The sequence below is a fragment of the Lentzea aerocolonigenes genome (genome assembly GCF_000974445.1).
In the GTDB taxonomy this organism is placed as follows: domain Bacteria; phylum Actinomycetota; class Actinomycetes; order Mycobacteriales; family Pseudonocardiaceae; genus Lentzea; species Lentzea aerocolonigenes.
In genome coordinates, this window is sequence record NZ_BBOJ01000025.1 from 25,426 (window position 1) to 41,744 (window position 16,319).

Annotated in this window: 13 protein-coding genes; 4 read left to right on the top strand and 9 right to left on the bottom strand. The window is 67.4% G+C overall.

What is annotated here, in order from left to right:
- Nucleotides 1-336: 336 nt before the first annotated feature.
- From AOM45_RS39450 to AOM45_RS39465, 4 genes are all read right to left on the bottom strand, one after another.
- Entirely contained in the window at nt 337-597 is a 261-nt protein-coding gene (locus AOM45_RS39450) for a hypothetical protein (protein WP_030469969.1), read from the bottom strand.
- A gap of 279 nt (nt 598-876) precedes the next feature.
- Entirely contained in the window at nt 877-1,077 is a 201-nt protein-coding gene (locus AOM45_RS39455) for a hypothetical protein (RefSeq protein ID WP_201780158.1), read from the bottom strand.
- 90 nt (nt 1,078-1,167) lie between these two features.
- The gene (locus tag AOM45_RS39460; RefSeq protein WP_030469968.1) at nt 1,168-1,812 is read right to left on the bottom strand and encodes an FMN-dependent NADH-azoreductase; all 645 of its coding nucleotides are present in this window, start codon (nt 1,810-1,812) and stop codon (nt 1,168-1,170) included.
- Nucleotides 1,813-1,855: 43 nt separating this feature from the next.
- A complete protein-coding gene (locus tag AOM45_RS39465; protein WP_030469967.1) occupies nt 1,856-2,569 on the bottom strand; it encodes a DsbA family oxidoreductase in 714 nt (237 codons plus the stop codon).
- A 106-nt stretch (nt 2,570-2,675) separates the two neighbouring features.
- On the opposite strand from AOM45_RS39465, the gene AOM45_RS39470 reads away from it, so the two are divergent.
- Nucleotides 2,676-3,092, top strand: a complete 417-nt coding sequence (locus tag AOM45_RS39470; RefSeq protein ID WP_156094066.1) for a winged helix-turn-helix transcriptional regulator — start codon at nt 2,676-2,678, stop codon at nt 3,090-3,092.
- Between the two features lie 585 nt (nt 3,093-3,677).
- On the opposite strand, the gene AOM45_RS39475 is transcribed toward AOM45_RS39470, so the two are convergent.
- Together AOM45_RS39475 and AOM45_RS39480 are read right to left on the bottom strand one after the other, a co-directional pair.
- Complete coding sequence (locus AOM45_RS39475) at nt 3,678-4,400, bottom strand: M50 family metallopeptidase (RefSeq protein WP_156094065.1); 723 nt, start codon at nt 4,398-4,400, stop codon at nt 3,678-3,680.
- A gap of 504 nt (nt 4,401-4,904) precedes the next feature.
- Complete coding sequence (locus AOM45_RS39480) at nt 4,905-7,298, bottom strand: ATP-binding cassette domain-containing protein (RefSeq protein WP_081902370.1); 2,394 nt, start codon at nt 7,296-7,298, stop codon at nt 4,905-4,907.
- Nucleotides 7,299-7,433: 135 nt separating this feature from the next.
- Here AOM45_RS39480 and AOM45_RS39485 point away from each other — a divergent pair, with 135 nt between their 5' ends.
- From AOM45_RS39485 to AOM45_RS39495, 3 genes are all read left to right on the top strand, one after another.
- Nucleotides 7,434-8,177: a vWA domain-containing protein gene (locus tag AOM45_RS39485; RefSeq protein ID WP_156094064.1), complete on the top strand. Its 744-nt coding sequence runs from the start codon at nt 7,434-7,436 to the stop codon at nt 8,175-8,177.
- Nucleotides 8,178-8,298: 121 nt separating this feature from the next.
- Complete coding sequence (locus tag AOM45_RS39490; RefSeq protein WP_030469962.1) at nt 8,299-9,129, top strand: protein phosphatase 2C domain-containing protein; 831 nt, start codon at nt 8,299-8,301, stop codon at nt 9,127-9,129.
- A 115-nt stretch (nt 9,130-9,244) separates the two neighbouring features.
- Nucleotides 9,245-10,378 (top strand): hypothetical protein, encoded by a 1,134-nt coding sequence (locus AOM45_RS39495; RefSeq protein ID WP_156094063.1) that lies wholly within the window; start codon nt 9,245-9,247, stop codon nt 10,376-10,378.
- Nucleotides 10,379-10,607: 229 nt separating this feature from the next.
- Here the strand turns inward: AOM45_RS39495 and AOM45_RS53910 are convergent, their stop codons facing one another.
- Genes AOM45_RS53910 through AOM45_RS39505 form a run of 3 tightly spaced genes read right to left on the bottom strand, consistent with a single transcriptional unit; the run spans nt 10,608 to nt 16,299 of the window.
- Nucleotides 10,608-10,985: an integrase core domain-containing protein gene (locus tag AOM45_RS53910; RefSeq protein ID WP_369406711.1), complete on the bottom strand. Its 378-nt coding sequence runs from the start codon at nt 10,983-10,985 to the stop codon at nt 10,608-10,610.
- 9 nt (nt 10,986-10,994) lie between these two features.
- On the bottom strand, nt 10,995-13,733 hold the full coding sequence (locus AOM45_RS39500; protein ID WP_081902367.1) for a TIR domain-containing protein: 2,739 nt from the start codon (nt 13,731-13,733) through the stop codon (nt 10,995-10,997).
- Nucleotides 13,734-13,758: 25 nt separating this feature from the next.
- Nucleotides 13,759-16,299 (bottom strand): ATP-binding protein, encoded by a 2,541-nt coding sequence (locus AOM45_RS39505; protein ID WP_162185700.1) that lies wholly within the window; start codon nt 16,297-16,299, stop codon nt 13,759-13,761.
- Nucleotides 16,300-16,319: the final 20 nt, after the last annotated feature.

Consider the following 16,319-nt stretch of genomic DNA (forward strand, 5'->3'; position numbering starts at 1 on the left):
CCGTCGGGAGCCACGTAATACGTTTCCTGGACGGCGGCAGAGGCACGCGACTGGTCTGTCGTGACTGGCAGCAGTGCCGCGGACACCAGCACCGCAAGGGCCAACAACGACCTTCTGACAATGACGGCTGTTTTCACCCTGCTCTTCCCCTCGCTTGTTCGCGAACAGACAGGCCGTGGTGGAGCACCGGTCCGCAGCGGGGACGAGCGCTCGACGGCCGGCCTCGGACCACTCGCGAACCAACGTCACCTTCCAGCAAGCCGGGCGACACCGGGGAGCAGTGGCAGACATCTGCCACAGTTGTCAGCCCTCACACCGTGAACGAAGACGCGCACTTCACGCGCGACGAGCTGGAACAGCCGAAGCCAGCCGCGCCCGCGCCACGCGCGGCGCTCGCGATCCGGACCTCGTGGCCGCCTCGGCCTGGATCGCCACACCGACCGCGACACCCCACCAGCCCACACCCGCGGCCAGCGGCCACCACACGGACTCGGTGACAGCGAGCAGCACGTTGCCCACCGCGCAGGACAGCTGCACGAGCATCGCCAAACCGAGCACCGCCCGTGCGCCACAGCTCGTCAGGCCGCGCTCAGCCATGACAACTCCTCGCATTCTGCCGCTGCGGGGTGTATCGCCTGCTGTCATGCCCTGTTACGGAAGGACGTGAGGGTGCAACTTTGGTCAGTACGGCGAAGAGTTCTCCATCAGCGCGTTGTCGTGGAAGCCGCCGACAGAACCGGTCAACAGCAGGATTTCCTGCGCCCGCGGTTGACAGCGATGACACCCGCCGCGCGCATGACCTGCCAGTGTTTCCGTTGCTCCAGTGGAACTTGATGAGGATGAAGTCGTCGGCGCAGTGGACGTCGACGAGGCCGTTCAGGCCACCACGGGGCAGATCACCGGACTGCTGGCGACGAGCCGGTGGTGGTCCTCCTCGCTGGTCCAGCCTTCGGTGAGGTGGACGACGTCGGGGTCGGACGCGGAACGGGGGACGAGGTGGACGACGCCGTGTTCGCTCGAGCCGGGGCTGCCCTCGTCCACGCAGGCCAGCAGCAGATCGACCAGCCGGTCGCCCATTCCGGCTTGGCGGTCAGGGTGGCGTTGGAGCCGTACTCGGCAATCATGAAGGCCTTCTGCGTTGATGGAGTGACGTTCGAGAACAGGCACTCACGCGGCACGCGAGGTGACGATGGTCGTGGCGAGGCTGCGCGCCTGGTCGTGGGCGGCGGCCAGGGACGCCTCGTACAGCGGCAGCAGCGCAGCGAGCGCCGCAGCGACGGGGGCCATGGTCAGCTCGGGGGTCACGGTCGTGACGTCGAGCCCGAGGGCGTCATCGCGCCCCAGCAACGCCTCCAACGTGGGCACCAGGTAGTCCAGACCTTCCTTGGGGGTGCCGGGACCGTAGCCACCACCGCGGGCGGAGATCAGAACAGCCGGACGACCCGCGACCGGGGAGGCGCCGGTGTGGTTCAGGGTGCGCTCGCTGACGACGATCTGGTCCAGCCACGCCTTGAACACCGACGGCATCGACAGGTTGTACATCGGCACGGTGAACAGGTACGCGCCGGCGCCGAGGAACTCCTCGATCAGCTCGTCCTGGAGCGCGGCGGCCTTCGCCTGCTCCGGAGTGTGCTGGGCGGGGTCGGTGATGCGGGCGGTGATGCCCGCCGCCGTCAGGTGCGGGACCGGCGAGGCGGCGAGGTCGCGGTGGACGACCGGGCCCTGCCACTGGTCGCGGAAGGACTGCGCGACCTGACGTGAGACGGAAGCCTCGCCGAGCGAGGAGGAGTCGATGTGCAGCAGGTACGACACGGCTGTTGCGCCTTTCGGAAGTGAGATGCGAAGAGGTGGAGGTTCAGGGGCGGGCCGGGACGGCGCAGCCGTCGGGGCCGCAGCCCGGGGCATCGCCTGCGGGGGCCGGGGTGAGCGGGTGGCCCTCCTCCCAGGCGGTGCGCAGCAGGTCGAGCAGGGTGTCGCTGTCCTGTGCGCCGGGGACGGCGTAGCGGCCGTCGACGACGATGAACGGGGCACCGGTGGCGCCCAGACGCCGCGCACGGCGGGCTTCGTCCTGCACCTGGGTGCGGTAGCGGCGCTCGGTCAGCACCTGACACGCCTTGTCGCGGTCCAGGCCCAGTTCATCGGCGAGCCGGAGCAGGTCGTCCAGGGCGAAGACGGGCTCGGCCTTGCCGAAGTAGGCGCGGAAGATCGTGTCCCAGGCTTCGCGGTTCTTGCCCTGCGCCGAGGCGTGGGCCAGGAACTCGTGGGCGAGGTCGGTGTTGCCGACGACGTTGTCCAGCACCCGGTACGGGCTCAGGCCCTCGGCAGCGGCCAGCGACTCGATCTGCCCGGTAGCGGCCTCCGCCTGCGCGCCGCTGATGCCGTGCTTGCTCAACAGGGCCTCGCGGGTGCTGACCGTGCGGTCGGCGGGAAAGCCGTTGCTCAACGGGAAGGAGTGGTGGACCACCTCGACCTCGTCGCCGTGCTCGAACCGCTCCACGGCGCGGTCCACCCGGTGGCTGCCGAGCCCGCACCAGGGGCAGGTCACCTCGGCCCAGATCTCTACCTTCATGGCTTGAACTCCAATTCCTCTCATTTGTGCGTAACGCCATGATGCGCCAGTATGGAGGACGTTACAAAAGGCACACCGGTGTGCGCGACGGAGAGGAATGGGCGCCATGCAGGACAGCACTGGTACGGAGATGGCGGCCGCGACCGGGCCGTGCGCGAGCATCCCCGCCGACCACATGGCCTTCATCCGGCAGGTCCTCGACCGGGTCGGCGACAAGTGGAGCATGCTGATCGTCGCCGTACTCCAGGACGGCCCCCTGCGCTACACCGACCTGCAGCGCCAGATCCCGGGCATCTCCCAGCGCATGCTCACCCACACGCTGCACCAGCTCCAGGGGGACGGCCTGGTCACGCGGACCGCCTACGCCGAGGTGCCGCCGCGCGTGGAGTACGCCCTGACCCCGCTCGGCCGCGGCCTGCACGAGATCGTCCTGCAGTTGATCGGCTGGGTTGCCGACCACCACGACGAGATCCGCGCCAACCGCTCTGGTACCAACGCCGCCGCCTCCTCGCCCCGGTCCTGAGCCCGCAGACACCGCAGCAACGCGACCACACCCCCAGGCAGCAACGCGTCCGCGCGGCGGGCCGCATTCAACACCGTTGCGGACAGTTGCAGTCCGGCAATCGAGCGGACCTGCGCGACCCGCCGGGCCCGCACGCTCACCCTGGTCCACCTCCAGCCGTCCACCGGCGACGCAGGAGGCAGGCACTTTCACGCCCGCGCACCCGCTGGAGCTTGTTCAACTCCGCCAACAGGCTGTCCAGCCCCAACGCACCCAGGTCCGCGTTCAGCTCAGTGAAGAACGTGCCCCACCACCCGAGTCCTCCTCGTCCGCTCCGCCATCCGGGGCGATCAGGTCGTCCAGCCGGGACCGGGTCGCCGCCGACAAGGACAGGGCATCGCACTGAGCGCTGGTGCACTAGAGGTCCTCCTTGAGGCTCTCGATCAACTGTTTCCGCAGCCCGGCTGCGGTCGGCTCCGGATTTCCGCTGTGCAGTTCCGCTGCCGCGGACCACGACCGGTGGGCGGCGTGGAGGTTGCCGCGGTCGGCGTGAAGGTCACCGATGCTGCTGTGGAGGTGGGCAAGGTGACTCGACTGCCATAAGCGCTACGGCCACAACAGGGGCACGGCGTTCCACAACGCCCAGCAGTTCAGCGCAGCCCAGGCCGCGATCCACACCACCGCAGGGATGTGCGTATCTGCGGCGAGCGTCCGTGCGTCGTCCTCAACATCGTGCGCGCCCCGCAGCCTGTTCCGCACGAGCGCCCATAGGCCTGCGAACTCGCACAGCAAGAGAAGCCAGGTCTCGGTGTACGCCAACCAGTGCTGTGCGTCGATCGATCCCCATCGCACGACCACGAACGCAAGCGCGCCTACCAGGACGACGCTGCTGACCGTGAGCACGTCGCGCGACACGGCCAGGATCAGCGCCATCGAAGCCACTGTGAGCGCCAGCACCATCGGCGCTTTGCCCTGACCGAGCAGTGCCGCGAACCCGAGGCCGACCAGAGGCGGCGTAGCGTAGCCCGCAGCACTGGTGATCACTGCGGACGGCCACGACGGGTACCAGGTCCAGGTGCGTCCCGAGTCCGGGGAATGGATCTCGATGAACTGCACACCGCCGCCGGTGACGACGCTCGCGACACCGTGGCCGGCCTCGTGCGTGATCGTGCCGAGGACCGTGAAGCCGAACATCATCTTGCGTATCAGTGAGACCCGCGGAATCACCGCCGAGGTTACGGCGAACAGCGCGACGAAGCCCGTTACCGCGGTGACCCACCACATCGGCAACGGTGTCGCCACGGTGACCGACCACACCGACTGGTCCACGCTCGTGATCACCTCGCTGTCGGGTGCCGGGCGGAACAGGGCGTCTCATCGATTGTGCCAAAACAACATGGGTTCTCGGAACCTCATTCGACTGATTCCAAGCGGTCGTGCTGGCTGTCGCCCCGGACCTGACGACGGCCGCATGTCCCCCACCGTGCGGGCTTTCTTCAAGTCCTGAGTCGTTGCACGGCGTCGAGCCCGAGCGCTGACAGTAACGACGACCGTGCTGCACGCGAGGGTCAGTCGTCGTCGCGTGCTGTTGTGAGCGGGCGCAACAACAATCTCGACACGAGCCCGACATCAGCGCCGAGAACCCACACGCGCGTGCCGCTGCTCAGAAGGAGCGCTCACGCCGCTCTGTTGGTCGCGAGCAATTCGACGACGGCATGATGCCAGCCCGTCGCGTCGCTCATCGCATGGATCAGGCGCGTTCCCACGCCGTACGGTGCCTGCTCGACGCCGACAGCGGCGAGCCGCGGGTGAGCGAGCCCGAGGTCAGGCTTGTCAACGCTGAGGCCTCGCACGCCCCTTTCGCAGTGCGAACGGTGCGACCGCGCAGAACAGGGCGCTCATCAGGAACAGCACCGTGAGAGGACCCAGCAGATGCGACAAGTCATGGCTCCACATGAGATCGGAGTGGACAATCGCCGCCTGCGGCAGATTCACGGAGGAGGCCAGGGCACTGGTCGCCCAGCGGGTGGGGAACAGATACGAAGCCCATCCGAGCACGAACTCGAATCCGGACGAGACACCAAGCGGCAGAACCAGGCCGCACAGCACCACCGCTCCTCCTGACAGCCCTGACATGATGCCGACGGCCTGCTCCGCCGTCGACGACAGGCAGCTGACGAGCAGCCCCAGGCACATCGAGCACCAGGTGAGTCCTGCGAGCACGAGACCTGTCTCCACACCGGCCGGAAGACCGGTCAGAGTGTCCTGGCGCAGCTCGTTCCCCAGGGTCAGCACCACCGTGGCCACAACGGCCTGCACCAACGCGGGCACTCCGCGACTGATGGCTCGAGAGAGGACGACGGCGGAATCCGGCACGCCCCAACGACTTTCCCGCCGAAGCACTTCTCTGTCGTTGACGATCGATGTCAACGACAGGGCCATCGCGAGCAGGGACAGGCAGATGGCCGTGACCGCGATCGCCATCGCCAGATCGGGATTGGGCTGACCGGGAGAGCCGACCAGGCCGCGATCGTTAGTCCACGTCGCGATCGCTGCGGCGACCAGAGGTCCCAAGAGCGCCAGGCCCGCGAGCAACTCCTTGCGCAACCACATCCGGTGGAACTCTCGCCTCAGACTCACCGCCAGCACGTGCTGCCACGGCTGTGTGCGGCCTTCGCGTGGCAGGGCCGGCGCCGCCGACCTCGTGGCCGGGCGCGGCGCCGGTGGCCGCAAGGGCATTTCCGCGGTACGACCTTCTCGCAACGCGTCCATCACATCCGCGGCCGAGTCCGCAGAGAACCTGCTCAGCAACTCCTCCGGCGGGCCGACGTAGCCGGTTCCGGACGGTTCGCTCTCCCCAGCCGGACTGGCCGCGATCGCGACCACCGCCGAACTCTCGTTCAGGTGAGCCATCGTGTGGGTCACGATGACCACCGCACAACCATCGCGCGCGACCGCCGCGAGATCCCTCATCAGCTTGCGGTCGAAACCTTCGTCCAAACCTGACGTAGGCTCGTCGAGCATCAACAACAACGGGTCGCTCAGCAACTCCACGGCGACGCTGAGCCTGCGTCTTTGCCCACCGGACAACTTGCCCACCGTCTGGTCCTGGAGCAGGTGGAGGTGCAACCTCTCCAACACGTCCCGCACGCTGCCCGCGAGTTCCGCGGAAGTGGCGTCGGCGGCGAGGCGGAGTCGTGCGGCGTGCCACATCGTCTGCTTGACTGTGAGCTCGTCGAGCATGGACGAGGCCTGTGGCACGAAGCTCACCAGCGCGGGGTTCACCCTGTGCGCAACACCGAGCGGCATCCCGTCCACCTCGGCCCATCCCTCTTCCACCACGGCCTCGCCGAGCAGGCCCGCGCACAACGTGGACTTGCCGAGTCCGGACGGGCCGATGATGGCGAGCATTCCGCCGCTGGGCAGAGTCGCCGACACATCCCGCAGAGTCGGCACTTCCTTGCGGTGGTGTCGGATCGTGAGCCCGGACAAGATCAGTGACGGAGGCGTCGCCAGGTTCTCGCAAGTGATCGTGTCGCCGTCCAGCACCCGGAAGACGTGGTGGCCCACGAGAAAAGACCCACCCGGCCCCACCGGGGCCTGCAACACGGGTCTTCCATCGACGAACGTCCCGGTGCCGGCGTTGAGATCGCGGACGAGGACCCCCGACGATCCCCGACGCACCACAGTGTGCCGCAATGCCACGTCAAGTCCGTCCACCTCGACGTCGGCACCACCGCCTCGTCTGCCGATCGTGAGTGGAACGTCACCGAGCCGGACGCGTCTGGCCAGCTTCGCTGGCGTCATCGGCATCGCGGGCACGACCAGCATTGGGGGCGTCACCGGTACCGCGGGCCCGGCCGTCACCGGAGAGCACGGACCAGGCCGAACCGGTGGTGCCACATCCCCGATCTCCACGGTCAGGCGCACTCGATGCCTGCCCAGGCTCAACTCCGCTTCCACCACACCGGTTTCGGCGAACTCGACACCGATCACGTCGCTGGAACCGAGCGGAGCGACGTCGACTCCATCCACTTCCAACCGGCTACCGCGCTCCAGCACGTAGAGACGCCATCCCGCCGCGTAACGGAACCTCGCCCACCTGGCCGGTCCTGCCCCGACTCGGATCCCCGCCTCCGCACCGCTGCCCAGAACCGTTGTCTCGTCAGGGGAAAGTCGATGGCGGGTGCCATCCACGACCACCACGAGCGACAGATCCGGCGTCATGCCCACCTCCTGTTGTCCCAGTGACCATCGCTGGACATCGGGAAAACGCAACAGCCGCAAGGCGATGTCGCTTGGAATGAAACGATCACAGCGAGTCGTGCGATCAACCGTCTGCTCATGCCCTGAGGAGGCAACATGGTTGGCGTCGACAGCGTCAAAAGGGTGGAAGGATCCACTCGCAAGGTTTGGCCGTTCTACATCGTGTGCGACGTCTCAAGCTCTATGTGGGACGAGTATTCCTGGCCGGTCAAAGCATCGGCGCCGTTGTCGGTCATGAACGACTCGCTCGGTCTGATGCTGGAAGAGCTCGCCGAGGACATCGAGGCATCAGCCATCGGCAGGGTCTCGGTCGTCACCTTCGCCGACAAGGCGACGACCCACTACCCGCTCACCCCGATCGGGAAGCCCGGCCGGCTCGATCCACTGCCGCGAGGCAGTTGGACGAACTTCGTAGCTGCCTGGGAGCACCTGAGGGACACGATCCACGCGGACGTCGGCGAGTTGGTCGACCAGAACTTCCGTCCGAAGAGGCCGGTCGTCTTCTTCTTGACCGATGGCAACGCCGGGCACAGCAAGCACACCCAGACGGTGGCGGAGTGGTCCGTGCCCAGAGACGAGCTCTGCGCGCCGGAAAACGAGTACCGTCCGTTGGTGGTGGCGCTCGGCATGGGCAGCGTCGACCAGGCGACCGTACGGGCGCTGCGGTCCACCAACCCTCAGGGTGCCGCATTCTTGGCGAAGCCCGGGGAGCCGGCGAGCATCCTGCTCAAGGCGATCATCAAGGTCATCATCCAGTCGATCACGGTGTCTGCGGCACAGGGCTCGTTCATGGTCCCCACGCCGATCGGGATGACGCGCCTCGACGCCGGAACGGTATGACGTGGGCAAGCGGCGCAAGAGTTACAAGACAGCCTGGAAAGGGAATTGGGAGACCATCAAGACGTGGCCGTCTTTTTCTCGCAGGAAGGCACCACCGGGTGCCGATCCGCAGGAGCACGCGGTGGAACCTGCGGCCGAAGACGCCTTTCCGGTGCTGACAGCACCGGCGGGCACCGGGCGTGACAGCGTGCCGGACGTGGCGGGGCACCGCTGCCGCGTCGGCCAGCTGCAGCTCAGTGCCGCATCCGTGATCGGTTCACGGCACCGTCAGAACGGTGAGGTGCGCGAAGACGCGTACGCGTTCGCCACTGGCAAGAACTCCTGTGGCGTCGCGGTTGCGGACGGTGTGGGTTCCGCGATCAACGCGCATATGGCCGCGAACGCGGCCGCACGGTGTGCGGTGGACGAAGTGGTCCGGTGGGCGGACACCAGAAGGTCCTCCTGGATAGATCATTGTGTGGAGCTCGTGCACCGGACGAGCGACGCGGTCCGCCAGGTGCCGGACACCAGAGCGGGACACCCCGCGGCCAAGAACAACCCGCCCGCCGCCACTCTCTCCGTCGCGACGCTGCGGATGCTCGACGACGCGACCACAGAGGTGAACTGGTTGGCGTACGGGGACACCGCAGTCCTCAAGCTGTCTCTCAACGACGGGCGCTGGACCTGGCTGTCAGGAAAGGAACAGGCCCGGAGCAACGTGACGCACGCACTTCCAGGCCCGTTCGAGAACAGCGTGCACGGCGAAACCGTGCTGGAGCCCGACCACGTGTTCGTGATCGCCACCGACGGAGTCGCCGAGGCAATCGAGGCGATGCCCGCCGAGTTCGCGGAGGCGATCACGGGCACGGTGCTGGAGGCCATGTCGGCCGCGAAGTTCACCACGTTGCTGGACTTCGACGTGCAGGGGATGGCGGACGACCGCACGATTCTCCTCGTGTGGCAGCCCAGGTAGCCCGAGTCAGGACGCCATGACAGACCCCATCAGGGTTCAGCACACGAGCCTGCGGACGTTGTCCGACGGGAACTTCGCACTCGGCGGCCAGAGCAGCGGCTTGAGCTGGGTGCGTATGAGTTCGGACGAAGTGCTGCTGTACAAGCGATATCTGCCGGACACCACGCAGGGCGCCTCAGCCGAGAGTCTGACCACCATGGCCGAATGGCGGCGGTCCCTCGGTCTCGCCGACCGCACCTTCCTGGACGCGCGAACGAGCTGGGTCCGGCACGTCGTGATGCAGGACGGTGAAGTCACCGGAGTGCTCGTGCCGCCGGCGCCAGATCCGTTCTGGCGCATGCACAAGAACGCGCCCTTCCCCAGGGACATGGCAGGCCTGACCCTGACAGCGCACGACGCGAAGGAGCGTGGCAGGGACTACGCCAGCGTTCCGCAGACCATCGCGCGACTGGGGCACCTGCTGCGCACCCTGTCCTTCCTGCACCTCAACAACGTCGTCGTCGGAGATCTCCGGCTGCAGAACACCCTCACCAGCGGCATCTCGCAGGCACCGGCCACCTACCTGATCGACTGCGACGCCATGGTGTTGAACGGTGTCAGCGCGCTGCATGTGGCGGAAGCACAGACGATGCGACCTGACGACGTCGAGGGCTGGCCGCAACTGCTGGACGAGCGAACGGACTGCTGGAAGTTCGCCTCCATGGCCATCGCGTGCATCGGCAAGGACGCGGCGCTCGCAGCGGTCGTCAACGACGTCCGGCGGCACCTCATCCCTGACCATTCGGAGGTCCTCGAGGACTTTCTGCTGTTCGAAAACCAGCACGCGTCCGCGCGGTCGTTGCGGGCGATGGCCGACGTGTGGCGCGGCTACGTCACGAGTTCCGGTCAGGAGAAGACCCGAGTCAACAGCGGACTCGTGCTCACACCTTGGCTCGGCGCTCCGTCCTGCGCGTACGAGCAGGACGCCACCTGCCCCGCCTTTTCCCTGCCGCCGCAACCTCCTGCGCCGGCCAGCACCCCTCCTGCCCGGACCAGTGTGACCGCGCCGAGGAAGCCGACGGTCAGCGTTGCTCCTGCCCGGAACCACTTCCCCGTACCGAGCCTGCCGATTGTCACCCGGCCCCCGGCGCCGCCCGATCCGGACCCCGACGAACGCCTGCGGCGAGCGAGCTTCTGGTTCGTCATCTTCCTCGTCGCGATCGGTGTGCTCGTCGGCGCCTCGCTCGTCGCGTACGAACTCGGACGGTGAAGGCCGGTGGTGCGCAGAAGAGGCCGGCACACCACCACGATCACTCGGCGGACCGCGCCGCCACTCGCAGAGCACGCACCGTCGGCAGCATTCCACCTGCGGGGTGTCAAACACGGTCCAGTGGGTCTGGCCTGCCTGTCAAGCTGCCGAAGGTGTGTATTCGTTGATCAAGCCGCCGAGTACTTGTCGGCGACGTACGGACCTACAGCCGGGCTCTGCGATCAGATGATCAGGTTGCGGTCGAGTGTGGTGGCGCTTGATGTGGTCGACGGTGGCTGTAGTGGGACACGTAGCGGTTCAGCACCGCCTTACGGTGATGCTCGTTGATGAAGAGAATCCGGTCGGTAAGGTCGCGTCTGACGGTGCCGAGGAAACGTTCGGCAGGGACAACTACAAATCGAACGCATCCAGACGGACCCGTTCTCCACAAGCGAATCAGGCAGATCGGGTTCCACGGATCGCGCGTGCCTTGCTGTATTCGACCCTTTGCCCGCGAGATGGATGTGGTCAGAGCGCACGCAGGTAGATCAGTGTGGCGCTGGGGGAAGCCCGATGCGGCAGGGGAGAACGGGAGCGGCTCCGAGCACTCGACGCCAGCTACCGCCAAGATGCCGCATCAATTGATCTTGTCGGTCCACTTGTGCTTGTGGTTGGCGCGGTGCGCGGAGCGCAGCAGCCAAGTCGGGCTGAACCGAGCGATGATGGACGCTACCCACGACTGGGCGTAGAGGTCGTTCAGCCGACCTGTGACCTTGGGACTCAGAACGCGAACCCGATCGATGAGGGCATTGGCCCGTTTGTTGAACTTCCTGTCCTGGAGTTTCAGCGCCATCGCGAGTTCGAACTGCGTGCGCAGCGTCTCGTGGTGGGCTTCGCCCAAGGTGACCAGCTGTCCGCGGTGGGCGGATTCCAGGTGTTCGATGGCTTGAGGGAACTTCGCCAGCTGCAGGTAGGCCATGCCGAGGACGTACGAGCACCTGTGGTGGAGCGGATGGTCGACGCCGACGCGGCTTTCCAGGACAGGAAGCAGCGCCCTGGCGTGATCGCGCGCGGCGGCCGCTCTTCCTTGGCCGATCAGGGCAGAGCCGATCGCGGTACGAGTGGTCAGTGTGGACAGATTGCGGGGGCCGAGCACCTTCTCCTGGTCGACCAGCTGCGCCCGGAGCCTCTTCTCGGCTGCGGGCCAGCGCTCCAGATCCGGCTTCAGCTCCAGGAATCCCAATGTGATGTCGGCGCTGGCGAGGGTGAAGCGAGCCTGTGCGGCCACCGGATCGTGCGGGGTGTTCGCGTTCTCGTAATAGTCGACGACGAACCGGGCGCGGTCCCGGGCGTCCTCGGGGCGGTCGGTAAGCATGTCGATCTCGGCCAGCTCCAGCCGGGCCTCGTGGGCGAGCCGTGCGGGCAGTTCGTCCTCGCGCTCCAAAATGGCGACCAGGCGCTGCCGGTGCGGTAGCAGGTCGCCCCGTAGGCGGCGAGAACGAACCCAGTCGATCTCGGCGGCAGCACCGTCCGGCCAGGACGAGATGACCGGGTCAGTGATCACGTTCTCCCACACGGGATCCGCCTCCGCAAACCTGCCTCCAGCATCCAGCGAAGCCGCGAGGACCAGGAGTGCGTCGAGCCTCTCGCCTGCCTCTCGAGCATGTTCGACTGCGCGTTCGTGCTCACCTACCTGGGCGTGGCAGCGAGCCGCGGCGAGATGCGTCGCGGCCGTGCCGGCGGCGGGGAACTCGGCCAATAGGCGTTCGTAGAAGCGTGCCGCCGCCTCGGGGCGGCGGAGGTGGACCAGCGTCGCGGCTGTGCGAGTGAGAAGCAGCTCGCGCAACTCGGGCGCCAAGGCACGGTTTCCACACAGGTGCCGTGCGTGGGGAAGCAGCCTGTCGTCGAGCGGGGTGTCAGCCGAGGTGAGCAGGCGCGCGGCCGCCACCACCAAGTCGTTCGCGGGAACTCGACAAGGGAGTCTGCGAGCCGCGAGCCGGACCAGCGCGTGCGCGCTCCACGAGTCACCCTCCCAGGTGATCTGATGGCTGTCCCGGAGCCGTCGCAGCGCACGTACAACGGAGTGTTCGTCGAGGTCGAACCGGTCGGCCACCGCGCAGGCGAAGCGCACCGGGATGGCGTCCAGCGCGCATTCCGCGGCGAGTTGCAGCAGCGTCAAGCAGTCCGGGTTCGTTTCGCGCCCGAGACGGTCCGCGACGACCGTGACGATCGCCTCGATCCCCTCCTCCGCACCGTCGTACACCCGTCCGACTTGTTCGGCGAACGAGCCGAGATCGCTGCGTTCGCGCGCGCCGCGAGCCAGAGCGGCGAGTGCCATCGGATGGCGGGACACGCTCCTGGCGAGCAGCGTGGGAAGTTCGTCTTCCTCTTCGGAGGACAGCGGGTGGTACAACTTGACCAGCTGGACGGCCTCGTCCGGGCTCAGCCCGTCGAGGCGTACCTCCTCGGCAAGTCTGGACGCTGGTCCTCCCTGAGAGACCAGGATCGTGTCGACGTTGTCCAGCGGCATGATCAGCTCGTCGAGCTGCCTGTCGGTGAGATCCGGTGGAATCGTGTCGACCACCCAGAGCTGGCGCCGATGGCCCCGCTTGACACCCAGCGAATCCATCGCCGATCCCCGGTCCCGCACGCCGAGGAGGCGTTCGATCTCGTCGGGGTAGTAGTCCGCGACACCGCGGAGGTCCAGCTTCCACACGTCGTCGTAGAGGTGGCCGAAGTACAGGATGTAGTCGTCGACGAGGGTGCTCTTGCCCGCGCCAGGCAACCCGGTCAGCAACGCGGCCCGGTTGACGGGCCGTTGGGTTATTGGGAAGTCGTTGCGGGTCAGTGCGGTCCGCACTCGCCACATGTCGCCGTGACGCCGTACCCGCACGTCGACAGTCGGCGACATCCCGTGGATGCGCGGAGGCGTGACGGCGACGTTGATGCCGGGGAACGTCCCGCGGACGTCCCGCGCCCTGGCGCAGATCTCGTCCACGATCTCGCTGACGTCCTGACCGCGGTCCTCGATGTACAGCTTGTCCTGCAGCGCGACCGGCTGGATGTGCGCCCGGTCCTTCTCCGGGTTGATGACGAGTATCCGGCTCTCTCCGCCTTCGGCCTCGTCGGAGAGGAAGGCGTGGATCAGCTCGAGCTGGCACGAATGACTGATGGCGTAGCACGATGAGTAGTGGACGACGAACAGCTTGCTGCGGCGCAGCCCCTTCTCGATCTCCGGCGTCAGCCCTTGGCCGGGCCGGACCTTCTCCCGGTCGAAGAAGGGGTCGTGCCCACGGGAGACCAGCTCCTCGTGAATTTTCTTCACTCGCGACAGTCTTTGTCCGGAAAACGAAAGAAACGCGATGTGGTCTTCCACGGCGCGAGAATACCGCCCCGCTCGATCATCGAGGCTGTCGCGGGACCGGCAGGTCCGTCCGTTCGCACAGCGGTGGCACCAGTTGCCTGATGTCGGCGGTCACCTCATCGGCGAGGGGTGACCCGACAGCCTGGAACAGGCTGCGGGCGGTTTGCCAGTGCTCGAGTGCCGTCGCCGCGCGGCCGTCCGCGAGCGCCACCGAACCTAGACCTCGGTGCGCCCAGGCCTGCTCGAACTCGCTCTCGCAGCTCTCCCCCATCTCCAGCGCCTGCCGGTGGGCGATCTCAGCCAACACCAGGCCACCTAGCCGGCAGTGCGCCGTCCCGAGGACGTTGTTCGCCTGCGCGATGTCCAGCGGGAACTCCAGGAACGTCGCGAGGTCCACGGCCTCCTGCGCACACCGGAGCGCCTCTGCGGGCTGCCCCAGGTGCAGATGGGCGTTCGCCATGCTGCGCAGTGTTATGCCGATGTGGTTGGCCGACCCGGTGACGCGGTAATAGCTCATGGCGGCTTCCAGGAGGCGCAGCGCACCTGCGGGATTCCCCTGCCGGCGGAGCACTGACGCCATGTTGGCCAGCGAGTTGCTCTCGCCGCCTCGGTCGCCGATCCTGACGAAGATCTCCTTGGCCTCGGTGAACTGGCGCATCGCGTCGTCCAGCAGGCCGCCGGCGGTCATCGCCATGCCGAGGTTGTTCAGCGTGAGTGCCTCGGCGTAGGCGTTGCCACACCGCCGAGCAGCGGAGAGCCCGTTCACGTGAGTTTCCAGCCAGCCGTCAAGCTGCTTCGTGAGGTAGAAGTAGTCGCGCAAGACGTAGGCCAGCTGCCAGCGGTGCTCGTCCAGCGAGGGGTCGTCGAGCCGGGACAGGGCGACGAGGTTCTGCTCTTCCTCGTGCAGCCACAGCTTCGCGGCGGTGGCGTTGGCGAACCCGCGGCCGGCTTCCTGGTCGCCGGGCAGCGCGGTTCGCACCCGGTGCGGCGTGAGCAGCCGGTCCGCGCGAGCGGCGGACCAGAGGTAGTACTCGAAGAGACGGCGGCGGGCGGCGGCGGGCGGCGGATCGTCACTCACGGCGGCGACCTCGCCCGCGTAGACATGCAGAAGGTCGTGCATTCCGTACCTGCCGTCGCCCATCTCCGTCACCAGATGCGCCCGAGCGAGGTCCGCGAGGACCCGCACGACGACGTCGAAAGGTCGGCCGGCGACGGCGGCGATCGTCCGGGCCTCGACGCCACGCCCCGGTCCGAGGCCGATCGCGTGGAACACCGCGGCGTGGTCTCCGTCGATCTGGCGGTAGGACCAAGAGAACACGGTGCGTACGTTGGCTTCCGGGCCGAGCGTGCTCAGCGCGGCGAAACGCTCGCGCTCGTCGTCCAGCTCAGAGACCAGTTCCACCAGGGATGACGGCGGTCTGGACACCAAGCGCTCGGCGACGATGCGCAAGGCCAACGGCAGGCCGCCGCACTGCTCGGCCAACCGGAAGGCCGCCTTCGGCGCACGGGAAGCTTGTGGTCCCGCACAGGCGATCAGAAGCCGGACCCCTTCGGAGGTCTGCAGTGGCGCGAGGCGCAACAGGGTGGCGGTGTACCGGATCCGCAGTTCGCTCACCAAGTCCCTACTGGTCACGATCACCACGGCGGGACCCGTTCCTGGCAGCAGCGGCTCAACCTGCGCGGCGGACCGGGCGTTGTCCAACACCACGACCATGCGGCGCCCACTCAACAACGTCCTGAAACGTGCGGATCGCTCCTCCTGAGTGGTGAGCTCCTCCGGCCGCGCCACACCGAGTGCCCGCAGGAAGCCCGACAACGCTTCCTGCGGCGCCACAGGCTCGTCCGGGCCGAACCCTCTCAGATCGACGTAGAGCTGGCCGTCGGAGAAGTCAGCGGCAGCGTGATGTGCCCACCACGACGCCAGCGCGGTCTTGCCTACCCCCGCCGGCCCCGAAATGACCGCCAGCCGCGGCATCGAGTCCGCAGCGTCCGCGACGAAGGCGTCCAGCTGAGCCAGTTCGTCCTCACGACCGATGAGGTGACTGCTCGCCGGCACCTGCCGGGGCACGTTCCGGTCGGAACCCCGTGCGGGGACGAACCTCGCGACGTGCCGAGCGAGCGACTCGATGTCCGCGCCGAGGGACCGGTGACGTACCTCGGCCGTCTGGTGGAGAAGCATCGGGCGCACATCAGCCGGCAGTTGCCCGTGGTCGGGCAACACCGCGCCGTCGAGCAGCACAGGCACGATCGGGACTCCCCGCCGGATCGCCTCCCGAATCTCGCGGCGGACCCAATCGCTCTCGTGGTGGATCGGCGGTGACTCGGCGTCCAGTCCGGTCATCCAGTCCGGCCCGATGAGCACCAGCAGAACACGCATGGACGACAGCGCGGACTGGATCTGCTCCGGGTAGACGGCTCCGGGGCGCATCGACTGGTTGTCCAAGAACACCCGCGAACGCCCGAACCGCCCAGCCAGCAGTTCGAACGCCGCCGCGGCGGCGAACCGCGCATCGGCCGTCCGGTAGTTGATGAACACGTCGACCATCAGCGACCCCCGCCCGGCAACGGTCGTAGGCATCTCCTTCCCACGATAGCGAG

Bases quoted from the DNA above. Each gene is read 5' to 3' on its own strand.
- AOM45_RS39505 (WP_162185700.1), bottom strand. From the start codon at position 16,299: ATGCCTACGACCGTTGCCGGGCGGGGGTCGCTGATGGTCGACGTGTTC.
- AOM45_RS39465 (WP_030469967.1), bottom strand. From the start codon at position 2,569: ATGAAGGTAGAGATCTGGGCCGAGGTGACCTGCCCCTGGTGCGGGCTC.
- AOM45_RS39485 (WP_156094064.1), top strand. From the start codon at position 7,434: ATGGTTGGCGTCGACAGCGTCAAAAGGGTGGAAGGATCCACTCGCAAG.
- AOM45_RS39480 (WP_081902370.1), bottom strand. From the start codon at position 7,298: ATGACGCCGGATCTGTCGCTCGTGGTGGTCGTGGATGGCACCCGCCAT.
- AOM45_RS39455 (WP_201780158.1), bottom strand. From the start codon at position 1,077: ATGGGCGACCGGCTGGTCGATCTGCTGCTGGCCTGCGTGGACGAGGGC.
- AOM45_RS39470 (WP_156094066.1), top strand. From the start codon at position 2,676: ATGCAGGACAGCACTGGTACGGAGATGGCGGCCGCGACCGGGCCGTGC.
- AOM45_RS39450 (WP_030469969.1), bottom strand. From the start codon at position 597: ATGGCTGAGCGCGGCCTGACGAGCTGTGGCGCACGGGCGGTGCTCGGT.
- AOM45_RS39495 (WP_156094063.1), top strand. From the start codon at position 9,245: ATGAGTTCGGACGAAGTGCTGCTGTACAAGCGATATCTGCCGGACACC.